This window comes from Enterobacter sp. WI-ESBL-E8, from assembly GCF_053364895.1.
In genome coordinates, this window is record NZ_JBRWXJ010000001.1 from 1,311,441 (window position 1) to 1,324,078 (window position 12,638).

Below are 12,638 nucleotides of genomic sequence, written 5' to 3' on the forward strand. Positions count from 1 at the left end.
CAACACAACGGGATAAAAAATGAAAAAGATTGCACTCTCTTTGGTGGCACTTGGGTTGCTCACGGCTCTGCCAGGCTTCGCGGCTACGCCCGCGCCGCTTCCGGCCGCCATTGCGAACCATGACGGCCCGATCCGCATTGCGGTGATCCGCAACCTTGGCTCAGACGACAACACCACGCAGTTTATTGCCGGGGCAATTCAGGAAGGGAAGAAGCTCGGCTTTAAGGTCAGCACCTTTTTAAGCAACGGGGACGATGCCAAATTCCAGGACTTCGTGAACCAGGCGATCAGCCAGAAATATGACGGGATTATTCTCTCCCAGGGGCGCGATCCGTACTCCACCGCGCTGGTGAAGAAAGCGGTGGATGCCGGGATAAAAGTCGCGGTATTTGATACCGCCGTTAACGGTGAGATCCCGGGCGTGACCGTGACCCAGCAGGACGATGCCTCCCTGACCAACCTCTCTTTCGGCCAGCTGGCGAAAGATTTCAACGGCAAAGCCAATATCGTCAAGCTGTGGGTGGCCGGCTTCCCGCCAATGGAGCGTCGTCAGACCGCGTATAAAGAGCTGCAAAAGCAGTATCCGGACATCAAAGAGCTGGAGTCTATCGGCGCGGTATCGTCTGACGTGCAGGGCGATACCGCCAACAAGGTGGGCGCGATCCTGGCGAAATACCCGAAAGGCAAAATTGACGCCATCTGGGGCACCTGGGATGCCTTCAGCCAGGGGGCCTATAAGGCGCTGAAAGAGAACGGCCGCACCGAGATCAAACTCTACAGCATTGACATCTCCAACCAGGATCTGCAGCTGATGCGCGAGCCGGGCAGCCCGTGGAAGGTGAGCGTGGCGGTGGATCCGAAGCTGATTGGGGCGACCAACGTGCGTCTGGTGGCGAACAAGATTGCCGGGGAAGCCACGCCGGCAACCTATGACTTCAAAGCGGCCGCGATCCCGCAGGCGCTGCTGACCGCCCAGCCGGGCGCGGTGAACGTAGCGTCGCTGGGGAAAATCATTCCGGGCTGGGGCCAGACGGAAGATTTTATCGCCCCGTGGTTTGCGACGCTGGAAGCCAGGTCAAAATAATGCCCGGTGGCGCTGCGCTTACCGGGCCTACGGTTTGGTAGGCCGGGTAAGGCGCAGCCGCCACCCGGCGAAAGGAGTATAAGGTGTCTCAGTTACCCACCCCCGAATACAGCCGCAATATGCAGCTGATTGGCCATAGCGACCAGGGCGGTCGTCCGGACGGCGTGCAGCTGATGGTGCATCGCGGTTTTGCCTATATCGGCCATATGGTGTCGCAGGGCTTTTCGATTGTCGACGTGCGAGACCCGAAGAATCCGAAAGCGGCGGGCTACGTGCCCGCGCCGCCCGGCACCTGGAACGTGCACCTGCAGGCGCATGACGACCTGCTGCTGGTAATCAACGCCCGGGATCTTTTTGCCGATGCCCGCTTTGCCGACGAGAAGGTCTACTACACCCGCCAGGTAGGGGAGACCGTCAGCGACGTGCAGGGCAAAGGCTGGAGCGCGGGCTTGCGGGTGTTTGATATCTCCACGCCGGATAAGCCGCGCGAAATCGGCTTTCTGTCGCTGAGCGGCATTGGTATTCACCGCATATGGTACGTCGGCGGGCGCTGGGCGTACGTCTCGGCGCTGATCGACGGTTTTACCGACTACATCTTCCTGACCATCGACCTGGCCGATCCGCGTAAGCCCGAAGTGGCGGGGCGCTGGTGGCTGCCGGGCATGAACCAGGCCGAAGGCGAGCAGCCGGACTGGCCGGAAGGGAAACGCTACGCGCTGCACCATGCGATTATCGCCGGGGATACCGCCTACGGGAGCTGGCGCGACGGCGGGCTGACGCTGCTGGACGTGAAAGACCGCGCGCAGCCGAAGCTGATTAGCCATCGCAACTGGAGCCCGCCGTTTGGCGGCGGGACGCACACCGCGCTGCCGCTGCCGGACCGCTCCCTGCTGGTGGTGCTGGACGAAGCGGTGCTGGATAACCAGGAAGACGGCGAAAAGCTGATCTGGCTGTTTGATATCCGCGAGCCGGCGAACCCGGTGAGTATTTCTACCTTCCCGCAGCCGGATGAAATCGACTACGTGGCGAAAGGGGCGCATTTCGGGCCGCATAACCTGCATGAGAACCGGCCGGGTAGCTTTGTCAGCTCAACGCTGATTTTTGCCACGTACCAGAATGCAGGCGTGCGCGCGTACGACATTTCCAATCCGTATCGTCCTGTGGAAACCGGCGCGCTGGTGCCCGCCGCGCCTGAGAGAATGATGGACACGCGGCCCAATCGCCCGCAGGTGATTCAGTCGTGCGACGTGTTTGTGGATGCGCAGGGAATTATTTACAGCACGGATTATAACGGCGGGTTGTCGGTCATTGAGTATCTGGGGTGAGTTTTTGCCGGGTGGCGGCTACGCCTTACCCGGCCTACATTCGAATCGTAGGCCCGGTAAGCGCAGCGCCACCGGGCACAAAGCCGGCACTCAACTGTACTGACGCACCCTTGCCACCAGCTCTTCCGCGCTGTCGATTCGGTCGGCAATGACAATCAGCGCCTTGCCGAGCGTAATAGCGTGGCGCAGGCATTCGTGGCGCATGGCGTCGTCCGTAATGGTGTCGATATCCGCCACGTGAGAAAGCCCCACGCTGCGGCGAATCAGCTCGGTGCCGCAGAAGCCGATGGCATCATGCCAGACTTTTTTCAGAAACGCGGAGGCATAGCCCGGAGCGCCCAGCGCCGCATCGCGCGTTTTCTCGTTTGCCAGCGCCTGGAAGCGTTCCGCGAAGGTATTCCACAGTTCCTGAATATCGCTCAGGCGCTGCTCGCGTGCGGCAGCGGCATCGCGAATGCCCAGATGCCCCGGCAGGCCGCAGAAATTGAGCAGCAGGTTGCCGATGGCGGTGCCTACGTCAAAGCCAATCGGGCCGAAGTAGCCGAACTCGGCGTCGATGGCCTTCAGGCTGCCTTCCGCCACGAAAATTGACCCGCTGTGAATATCGCCGTGCAGGAGCGCTTCGGCGTGCGAGAAGAAGCGATGCTTCAGGGAGGCCACGGCAATCTTCAGCTGGGCGTCGTCGCGCAGGGCGGCAACATCGTTTTCGAGCTCGGCCGGGTAGCTGTTGCGCTCGTGGATCTGGTACGGATCGTTAAAGAACAGATCTTCGGTGATCTCGCACATCTCCGGATTAATGAATTTCGCCACCTGCGCTTTTTTCTCGTGCGGGTGCAGGTAGAAATCGCTGGTGTGGAACAGCGCGTGCGCGAGGTATTCTCCCAGCTGGCGCGCGGCCTGCGGGTAGTGATTGTTTTTAATCAGCTCGCCGCGCCAGATCAGGTGGCTGGAGAGATCTTCCATCACCATTACCGCCAGTTCCGGGTCAAAGTGGTGAATTTTTACGGTGTGCTGCGGGCTGTGCCGGTAGTGCTCGACCAGGGTTTGCGCCTCCAGGCGGGCCCGATCCAGCGTTAACGGCCAGGACTCGCCGACGCAGCGTACATAGGGCAGCGCCTGCTTGACGATAATGCGGCTCACGCCCGCGCTGTCGAATATTTTAAACACCAGATTGAGGTTACCGTCGCCCACCTCCTGCGCCTCGACCAGCGATGAAGGATCGTCAAGGCCGCCAAACTGCCTGGCATACTCCACGGCGTCCTGGGCGGTAAAGGTACGGTATTGCGACATGGCCTGATCCTCACGGTTTGCTAATAAAGACATGTAGACGTCTATACATCTGGATTTCATCCTGACACAATGTGCTACAACAACGCAACAGGGAATTAACGACATGCAGACATTACAGACGACCAGCCTGCGGGTGACGGATAATCAGCTCTTTATTCTCGACCAGCAGGCCCTTCCGCAGGAGAAACGCTGGCTGGACGCCTCTACGGTAGAGGCGCTGGTGGGGCATATTCACGCCCTGCGGGTGCGCGGCGCGCCGCTGATTGGTCTCTCTGCAAGCCTGCTGCTGGCGCTGCTGGCGGAAAACGGTAAAAGCCGCGACGAGCTGACCGTGGCGCTGGATACCCTGCGCGCGTCGCGCCCCACGGCCGTGAACCTGATGAACAACCTTGACCGCATAAAGCTGGCGCTGTGGCAGGAAGAGTTTGTGCCGGCGCTGGTGGCTGAGGCGCTGCGCCTGATTGACGAAGATAAGCAGCTCTGCGACGCGATTGCGAAAGCCGGTAGCGCGCTGGTCAAACCCGACAGCCGCCTGCTGACCCACTGCAATACCGGCGGGCTGGCAACCGCGGGCGTCGGCACCGCGCTCGGCGTCATTGCCCGTGCGCATCAGGAAGGTAACGTTAGCAGCGTCTGGGTCGATGAAACCCGTCCGCTGCTGCAGGGAGGCAGGCTTACCGCATGGGAACTCGGCGAGCTGGGCGTGCCGTATCAGCTCATCACCGATTCCATGGCCGCCAGCCTGATGGCGAAAGGGCAGGTCGACGCGGTGTGGGTCGGGGCAGACCGTATCGCCGCCAACGGCGATGTGGCAAATAAAATTGGTACCTACTCGCTGGCGGTGCTGGCGAAATTCCACGGTATTCCGTTCTACGTCGCCGCGCCGCATACCACGCTCGACCCGGCCTGCCCGAACGGGGATGCGATCCCCATCGAGCAGCGTGCCGCCAGCGAAGTCACGGGCGTGGCGGGGAGCTTTGGCGCGGTGCAGTGGGCGCCAGAAAACGCCCAGGTCTATAACCCGGCCTTTGACGTTACGCCTGCCTCGCTGATTAGTGGCTGGGTACTGGATACGGGTGTGGTCACGCCGGAAGCGGTGGCAAACGGGAAATTCGCCTGAGTCCGGCTATCCTTTAAGGGGTTCCCTTAAGAGGACAATATCGTGACGCTCGATCCTGAAACTGACTTAAAACTGGAGCGCGTGGTGGATGCCCCGCGCGACCTGCTGTGGCTTTGCTGGACTACGCCGGAACATATCAAAAATTTCTTCATTCCTGCACCCCATAAGGTGACCGAGTGCGATCTCGATCTCCGCGTGGGCGGGCGGTTCAACACCGTGTTTGAGGTGGACGGTCAGCGTATGGATAACCGCGGTGTCTTCCTGGAAATCGATCCCGGCAAAAAGCTGGTCTTTACCGACGGCTATACCGAAGGCTGGAAACCGGCCGAGAAGCCGTTTATGACGGCGATTTTATTGCTGGAAGACGTCGGGGAGGGGAAAACCCGCTATACGGCGATAGCGCGCCATCCGACCAGGGACATCCGCGAGCAGCATGAACAGATGGGCTTCCACGAAGGTTGGGGCATTGTACTGGATCAGCTGGTGGGGTATGTGAAGGGATTGAAGCGTTGAAGATCGAGCGGCCTGATGCCCTCACCCCAGCCCTCTCCCACAGGGAGAGGGAGAAAAGATTATGCCAATCGCGGATACGCATCCGCGATCGCATCGCCGGTGAACTGGGCCACCCAGCCTTCGGGGTTGTCGAAAATACGGATAGCGGTAAAGTTTGGCTCTGAACCCATATCAAACCAGTGTGGCGTGCCCGCCGGCACGGAAATCAGGTCGTTTTTCTCGCACAGCACCTGATACACCTCATCACCAATGTGCAGGCAGAATAGCCCGGCGCCTTCAACAAAGAAGCGTACTTCATCTTCGCCGTGAGTGTGCTCGTTCAGGAACTTCGCGCGCAGCGCGTCTTTCTGCGGGTTGTCGGCGCGAAGGCTGATCACGTCCCAGCTCTGGTACCCTTTTTCCGCCACCAGCTTATCGATCGCATGCTGATAGGCTTCGATCACCACCTCAGGCGCAGGATCCTGGCCTAAATCCCGATCGGCCGCCCAGCGTTCAAAACGCACGCCTTTGGCGTTGAGCTGTTGGGCAATTTCGTCCGCGTCGGTGCTGTGCCACTGATGCTTGCTGGCGTCTTTATCAGAGTAAATCGTTAGTGCGCTCATGAAGGGATCTGCTCCGGATTAATCTCGTCAAACTGGTGGATCTGATGGTGGTGGCTTGCACCGTCATCATCACCGCGAATCAGCTGCAGGGTGCGAAAACCTGCCTGTTCAGCCGCGTCCAACTCCTGATGAATATCCGACAGGAACAGGATCTGCGACGGGGCAATGCCCGTTTGCGCCGCAATGTTCTGATAAGACTGCACTTCGCGCTTGGCGCCGATGTGGGTATCAAAATAGCCGCTGAACAGATGAGTAATATCACCTTCGTCGCTGTAGCCAAATAACAGTTTCTGCGCAGCAACGGAGCCTGAGGAATAAACATAGAGATCAATGCCTTGGGCTTTCCATTTTTCAAGCGCAGGCAGCACGTCCGGGTAGAGGTGGCCGGTAAAGTCGCCGTTGACGTAGCCGTCCTGCCAGATAATTCCCTGAAGGGCCTTCAGCGCCGTCGACTTACGGTCTTCATCCATAAAGGTGAACAGCGTAGTGATAAGGTCGCTGACGCTGGCGTGCGGAGCGTCAATTTCATCACGCAGGTTGTCCAGAATGGATTTGACCGGCTCGGCGTACTGCTGGGCGGTCACGAACGCCGCCAGCCGCTCACGCGCGTAGGGGAACAAAACATCGTGGACAAAACGGATATCGCTGGTGGTCCCTTCAATATCCGTCACAATGGCGCGAATCATACTCTCTCCAGTTGTCGTAAACGCATTTCGCATTCAAATAGGAATTCTAGTCCTTCCAGATGACGGCGGGCTTCGGCCACATCGCGTCCCCAGCAGGTTAAGCCATGACCGCGCAGAAGAAAACCATAATTAAGCGGCCGTTCCTGCGCGTAATGGGCGATTCGCGAGGCGAGGGCGTCAATATCCTGGTCGTTATCAAACACCGGGATTGCCACCGTATCCTGATGCGTGGTCTGCCCGGTGAGGGATTTTTGCATCTCGAAGCCGCTGATGTTCAGTTCGGCCTCTTTCACCAGACGCGATAACACCGTCGCGTTCACCGTGTGAACGTGCAGGACGGCGTTGGCCTCCGGGAACAGACGATAGATAAGGGTGTGCAGCCCGGTCTCCGCCGAGGGCCTGCGGCCAGACGGCGCGCGGTTGGTGGCGATCTCGACCTGCAGAAAATCGTCCGTTGTCAGGCTGCCTTTGTCTTTGCCGGATTCGCTGAGCCAGCATAGGCGTTCGTCCTGACGCACCGACATGTTGCCGCCGGTGGCGGGAGCCCAGCCTTTGGCGCCAATCCAGCGGCAGGCGTCGACCAGATGCGTGAGTTGCAGGTTGTCTGTCATTTTCCTTTTACCCTCTCGGCCAGGAATATTCATATTGTTTAGACGTCTAAGCGTCTTGATTGCCAAAGACTAACATCGTGTTATAGTGGCAGCAACACAAGTATTACAAGCAGGCACAGCACAATGAGCAATAACGCATTGATTCCGCAGAGCAAACTTCCTAATCTCGGTACGACCATCTTTACGCAGATGAGCGCCCTGGCGCAGCAGCACAATGCGATTAACCTCTCGCAGGGGTTCCCGGATTTTGACGGGCCGTCATATCTGCAGGAGCGCCTGGCGTACCACGTTGCCCAAGGGGCCAATCAGTATGCGCCGATGACCGGCGTGCAGGCGCTGCGGGAAGCCATTGCGGACAAAACGGCGGAGCTCTATGGCCATAAGCCCGATGCGAACACCGACATCACGGTGACGGCCGGGGCAACCGAAGCGCTGTATGCCGCCATCACCGCGCTGGTGCGTGCGGGCGATGAGGTCATTTGTTTTGATCCGAGCTACGACAGCTACGCGCCTGCCATCGAACTTTCCGGCGGCGTGGTGAAGCGCGTGGCGCTCCAGCCGCCGCATTTCCGCCCTGACTGGCAGGCGTTTGCCGCGCTGCTGAGCGATAAAACCCGTCTGGTGATCCTGAACACGCCGCACAATCCGTCCGCTACGGTATGGCAGAAAGCCGATTTCGCCGCGCTGTGGCAGGCCATCGCCGAACGTGAAATTTATGTTCTGAGCGACGAAGTGTACGAGCACATCTGCTTTGCTGAGGAAGGGCACGCCAGCGTGCTGGCCCATCCGCAGCTTCGCGAGCGCGCAATTGCCGTGTCGTCATTCGGTAAGACTTACCATATGACCGGCTGGAAAGTGGGCTATAGCGTGGCGCCGGCCGCCATTAGCGCGGAGCTGCGCAAAGTGCACCAGTACCTGACCTTTGCCGTGAATACGCCGGCACAGCTGGCGCTGGCGGACATGCTGCGTGCGGAACCTGAGCACTATCGCGAGCTGCCGCGTTTCTACCGTGAAAGACGAGACCTGTTTGTGTCTGCGCTGAGTCAAAGCCGTCTGGAGATTTTGCCTTCGGAAGGGACCTACTTCCTGCTGGCAGACTACAGCGCCATTTCCGATCTGGATGACGTCAGCTTCTGCCAGTGGTTGACCAAAGAGGTGGGCGTTGCGGCGATCCCGCTATCCGTCTTTTGCGCCGATCCCTTCCCGCATAAGCTGATTCGCCTCTGCTTTGCGAAACAGGAATCGACGCTGCTGGCGGCGGCAGAGCGTCTTAACACGCTCTGATTATTTCACCGTCCAGGCTTCGGAGTAACGACGGTCTGCAAAGAGTTCCAGCAGACCGTTGATTTGCTTGAGCCGCAGAACCTCGTCCTGGTCCATGCCCAGCTCCTTGCCGATTTTCTCGTCATCCCAGCCAAGCTGAACCAGCTCGCGGACGATATCGGACATCGCGTTAATCTGGTGTCGACCTCGCGCCCGGTTATGGCGGATGGTCGCCGCCATCCGGTCGCCTTTTTTCTGCCGCGCTTTACGCAGGCAGGTGACCGGCAGGTAGCCTTTCAGCTGGCGCTTTAATACCGCCCGGTTTGAACCAATTTCGTGGCGATGAAAGCCGTCGACGATTTCATAATGCCGAGCATCGCTTTCCGTGACCACGATGGGCTGCGTGAAGCCGTCCATCTCCAGCGATTTACAGAGCAACCGTTTTTCCGGCGGTGCGACGTTATTCGGGTTGTAATCGTTAGCGGTAATCTCGTCCTGTTTGATCCACAGCACGCAGTCGACGGGCTGCTCGCGAAAAGGGCTGTTTTCATGGATGGCCTGGCGAAAGGCGTTGATGGCTTCAATGCGTTTGTCTTCGGGAAGAGACTGAAGATAGCGCGCCATTTCTTTAATCAATCGTTGCTGCATAAGATCCCCCATTCCTTGCGTTTTGACTTTATCCGTTCGCTGTAGCGTTGATAGTGCTTTGGTTTGTTAGGACTGAATGAAAGGGCACGACACCAGTAGTCATTATTGAGTAATACCTTGCACACGCGTCGCCAGGACGGAATATCTTTTGCCCCAATATCGCCCTCCTGGGTGTCGGGAATATCGGCCATGCCTCTCTTCTGATACCAGTGCAAATAGATCGCGATTTTATTGCGGTAATGCTCCGCCGTGGTCTGCGGCATGCTGTCGAGCAGCAGCATGGCGTACTCGCGCCAGCTGAGCGCGTCGGGTTTAAGGATTTTACGGTGGCCATAAAAGTGATTGTCCTGGCCCGCGTAAACTCCCCCGCTGTGCACGCCACTTACCCGCTCGCACATCGCCGCCCAGCGTTCGGGCTCGACAACATGATAGAGCCATAATCCCTGACGCTGTTCCGGGCCAAAGGGCTCACAGATGCGCATATAGCGCGGTGGAACGCCTGCCTGGAACATCAGGTCGTAAAGGGGGTTGTAACATCCACCCGTTTTAGCAAACCATGTCCAGATATCGGCGGTTTTCCAGTCGTAAAGCGGATAGATGTACCAGGCGTGGCCGCCCGGGGCGACGCTGGTCCAGGGCTTGTCATCGGCAAAGCGGCGCTTACGCGCGTTAGCGATAGTCAAAAAACGATTGTAGGATTCATCGGCGCGAATGCCGACCATCACGGCCGCCGGACGGCTTTTGGCAAACCACTCTGAAAACGCGCGAACAAAGGCTTCAAACGTCATGCCAGGCTGGTAGAAATCGAAGTAATCAGGATTGGTAATGGCGCCTGCGGGCGGCTGGCGCACCCATTGCTTCCCTGGCTCCCAGCATTGCCATTCGGGGTGAAACTGCGTAAGACCATTTTGCGTGGTGAACGGTAGCGCAACCCACCAATATTGCTCGATGACATCAGCGTATTGCGCGATCATGTTATTTACGTGCTGAATGGTATAAGTGAACTGCACTTCCCAGTCGATAAAGAGCAGATGGATCTTCTTTCCCATTTTTCGGGCCTGTCGGGCCGTCAAATGCAGCATGATGGTTGAATCCTTCCCGCCTGAAAATGAAACACAAACCCTGGGTAGATTCTCAAGCGTCCATGTAATGCGGTCTTTCGCGGCCTCAAGCACATTTTGATTAAGCGGATACTTATACATTGACATAGCCAAACTCCTCCCTGGATATAAATACCGGATGGGTGTCAATAATAGAGAGAGGATAATAGTAGTGAAAAATAAGAGCAGGTAAATGAAAAAGAAAAATGTTTTTATTATCTATAAATGGGGGTTATCTTTTAACGTGGCTAACAGGGCTGAGAGAAACACAGCCCTTTATCTTTATTTTTCCGCAATTTGCTCAATAAAGGTCGAGAAAACCGAGCTGTTAAGCGCAGAGCGGTTATAGATCATAAATACATCCAAAGGCGGAAGCGTAAAAGGCGCATCTAATTTTTTTAATCTCAGCACATCTTTGTATTTTTCATACAGGACTTCTGGCACATAGCCGATTAAATGTGAGGCGCTGATCATGGCGAGAATGGTGAATATGGAGTCACAGCGAAAACCGATGTTTTTTTCTGCGTGCACTTTTGCCGCCATAGACTGATAGTTCTTCACGCCGGGTTCATCGCTGAGGAATATCGTAAATTTCTCCTCCTGCAGCTCCTCCATTGTGGCCGTCTCCTTCATGCGCGGATGATCCTGACTGCATACCAGCAGCATGGAATAGGTCGCGTATGGGACACAAATCATAGAACGGTTGTTAACCGGCGCCATAGAGAAAATAAGATCCGCTTTACGGTACGCCAGCAGGTCTTCGGCGGAATTAGCCGTCAGCAGCATATCGTGAAGTTCTATCTGATAATTATGATTTCTCATCAATAGCTTAAGCGGTGAAAGCAAATTTTCCGTCGTCAGGATCTGCGGGCTGTAAACGACAAAATTCTTCTGTAGCGCAGACGCATTCATGATGTTAATCGTCTGCTCAAGCTGATTGAGGTTTTGCTCAAGATGATGATGAAGATTGACCCCCACCGTGGTGGGGGTAATGCCTTTTCCCGAACGGATAAAGAGGGGGTCGCTGAGCTGGTTACGCAGCCGCTGCAAAGATTGACTGACCGCCGACGGTGTAATGTAGAGCGTTTCTGCTGCCTTACTGATGCTCAGGTGCTGGTAGATACATTCGAATATGACCAGCAGGTTGAGATCGAATTTTTTGAGGTCGTAAAGATTTGCCATGTTTCATCCTGAGTGCGCTGCGGTGCGTTATCACATCACTGATAACTATAGAACTAAGTTAACTATTTACCATCCATGATAGTTAACTAACTTAATTGTTATTGAAAACCAACTTAATATATCACGAACATAGATTAATGAAATAGAACTTCAATAATCATTAAGATATTTTTATCTTTAAAAGAGAAAATAAAATTGAATAAAAGTAGTGTGAATTATATATCGACAGGAAATCATCACTCGTTTTTATTTAATCTACGGTTGCGATGACGACTCCGCAACCTGCACCGTTTGGTAAAACCTATCACAGCCATAGATAAGATTGCCCCTTGCGTCCATTGCCCTGCGCCGGCACGGGTGTTGTAATCAGGAGGCTGTTACGGCCTTGATATAAAGGTAAGTAGAGCGCAACGCAACGCCGGTAGCATTATCGGCACTGAAAGTTCCTGTGGAAAGTTCAGGTATCAGGGCCGCCCACCAGGGCGGCCTTTTTACTTTCGGGCTTTTGTTTATTCAGTTCACCACGTTGTCTTGTTCAGGTTGTAAGGTTTGGCTGATTGATTTGATAAAGCATACGCATTAGCCCCGATGAGCAAAGTTGGTTACCTTACATCTCAACGAAAACACGGAGGAAGTACAGATGTCTTTGATTAATACCAAAATTAAACCTTTCAAAAACCAGGCGTTCAAAAACGGTGAGTTCATTGAAGTCACTGAGAAAGATACCGAAGGCCGCTGGAGCGTGTTCTTCTTCTATCCTGCTGACTTCACCTTCGTTTGCCCGACTGAACTGGGTGACGTGGCAGACCACTACGACGAACTGCAGAAGCTGGGCGTAGACGTTTACTCTGTGTCTACCGATACCCACTTCACGCACAAAGCATGGCACAGCAGCTCTGAAACCATCGCCAAAATCAAATACGCGATGATCGGTGACCCGACTGGCGCCCTGACCCGTAACTTCGACAACATGCGTGAAGATGAAGGCCTGGCAGACCGCGCGACCTTCGTCGTTGACCCGCAGGGCATTATCCAGGCTATCGAAGTTACCGCTGAAGGTATCGGCCGTGATGCTTCTGACCTGCTGCGTAAGGTGAAAGCCGCTCAGTACGTAGCGTCTCACCCAGGCGAAGTGTGCCCGGCAAAATGGAAAGAAGGCGAAGCGACGCTGGCTCCATCCCTGGACCTGGTCGGTAAGATCTAAGTCTGTAAAG

Annotated in this window: 13 protein-coding genes; 6 read left to right on the forward strand and 7 right to left on the reverse strand. The window is 56.1% G+C overall.

Annotated elements, in window-relative coordinates; translation table 11 throughout:
• The first annotated feature begins 19 nt into the window (after positions 1-19).
• Positions 20-1,084: a sugar ABC transporter substrate-binding protein gene (locus ACWHWP_RS06195; RefSeq protein WP_447855260.1), complete on the forward strand. Its 1,065-nt coding sequence runs from the start codon at positions 20-22 to the stop codon at positions 1,082-1,084.
• A gap of 83 nt (positions 1,085-1,167) precedes the next feature.
• Positions 1,168-2,409, forward strand: coding sequence for an LVIVD repeat-containing protein (locus ACWHWP_RS06200; protein WP_447855261.1), 1,242 nt, complete (start codon positions 1,168-1,170; stop codon positions 2,407-2,409).
• A 90-nt stretch (positions 2,410-2,499) separates the two neighbouring features.
• On the opposite strand, the gene mtnK is transcribed toward ACWHWP_RS06200, so the two are convergent.
• Positions 2,500-3,699 carry an S-methyl-5-thioribose kinase gene (mtnK, locus tag ACWHWP_RS06205; RefSeq protein ID WP_447855262.1) on the reverse strand — a complete coding sequence of 400 codons (1,200 nt, stop codon included), beginning with the start codon at positions 3,697-3,699 and terminating at the stop codon, positions 2,500-2,502.
• Positions 3,700-3,802: 103 nt separating this feature from the next.
• Between mtnK and mtnA the strand changes: the two genes are divergently transcribed.
• A complete protein-coding gene (gene mtnA / locus ACWHWP_RS06210; RefSeq protein WP_063955497.1) occupies positions 3,803-4,819 on the forward strand; it encodes an S-methyl-5-thioribose-1-phosphate isomerase in 1,017 nt (338 codons plus the stop codon).
• A gap of 42 nt (positions 4,820-4,861) precedes the next feature.
• A complete protein-coding gene (locus ACWHWP_RS06215) occupies positions 4,862-5,332 on the forward strand; it encodes an SRPBCC family protein (protein ID WP_063429918.1) in 471 nt (156 codons plus the stop codon).
• Between the two features lie 59 nt (positions 5,333-5,391).
• Here the strand turns inward: ACWHWP_RS06215 and ACWHWP_RS06220 are convergent, their stop codons facing one another.
• From ACWHWP_RS06220 to ACWHWP_RS06230, 3 genes are read right to left on the reverse strand one after another with little or no spacing between them, the layout of a single operon-like run.
• Positions 5,392-5,934, reverse strand: coding sequence for a 1,2-dihydroxy-3-keto-5-methylthiopentene dioxygenase (locus ACWHWP_RS06220; RefSeq protein WP_063429920.1), 543 nt, complete (start codon positions 5,932-5,934; stop codon positions 5,392-5,394).
• On the reverse strand, positions 5,931-6,620 hold the full coding sequence (mtnC, locus tag ACWHWP_RS06225) for an acireductone synthase (RefSeq protein WP_063429922.1): 690 nt from the start codon (positions 6,618-6,620) through the stop codon (positions 5,931-5,933). Before mtnC ends, ACWHWP_RS06220 begins: the two co-directional genes overlap by 4 nt.
• Positions 6,617-7,231 (reverse strand): methylthioribulose 1-phosphate dehydratase, encoded by a 615-nt coding sequence (locus tag ACWHWP_RS06230; RefSeq protein WP_059310803.1) that lies wholly within the window; start codon positions 7,229-7,231, stop codon positions 6,617-6,619. The genes mtnC and ACWHWP_RS06230 overlap by 4 nt, the downstream gene beginning before the upstream one ends.
• Before the next feature lie 123 nt (positions 7,232-7,354).
• On the opposite strand from ACWHWP_RS06230, the gene ACWHWP_RS06235 reads away from it, so the two are divergent.
• Positions 7,355-8,515, forward strand: a complete 1,161-nt coding sequence (locus ACWHWP_RS06235) for a pyridoxal phosphate-dependent aminotransferase (protein ID WP_059310804.1) — start codon at positions 7,355-7,357, stop codon at positions 8,513-8,515.
• Here the strand turns inward: ACWHWP_RS06235 and ACWHWP_RS06240 are convergent, their stop codons facing one another.
• The 3 genes from ACWHWP_RS06240 to citR all read right to left on the reverse strand — a co-directional run bounded on the left by ACWHWP_RS06240 (position 8,516) and on the right by citR (position 11,424).
• Positions 8,516-9,154: an IbrB-like domain-containing protein gene (locus ACWHWP_RS06240; protein WP_059310805.1), complete on the reverse strand. Its 639-nt coding sequence runs from the start codon at positions 9,152-9,154 to the stop codon at positions 8,516-8,518.
• Positions 9,127-10,350 (reverse strand): phosphoadenosine phosphosulfate reductase, encoded by a 1,224-nt coding sequence (locus tag ACWHWP_RS06245; protein ID WP_059310806.1) that lies wholly within the window; start codon positions 10,348-10,350, stop codon positions 9,127-9,129. Before ACWHWP_RS06245 ends, ACWHWP_RS06240 begins: the two co-directional genes overlap by 28 nt.
• A gap of 174 nt (positions 10,351-10,524) precedes the next feature.
• Complete coding sequence (citR, locus tag ACWHWP_RS06250; RefSeq protein WP_059310807.1) at positions 10,525-11,424, reverse strand: DNA-binding transcriptional repressor CitR; 900 nt, start codon at positions 11,422-11,424, stop codon at positions 10,525-10,527.
• 640 nt (positions 11,425-12,064) lie between these two features.
• On the opposite strand from citR, the gene ahpC reads away from it, so the two are divergent.
• The gene (gene ahpC / locus ACWHWP_RS06255) at positions 12,065-12,628 is read left to right on the forward strand and encodes an alkyl hydroperoxide reductase subunit C (RefSeq protein ID WP_008501015.1); all 564 of its coding nucleotides are present in this window, start codon (positions 12,065-12,067) and stop codon (positions 12,626-12,628) included.
• Positions 12,629-12,638: the final 10 nt, after the last annotated feature.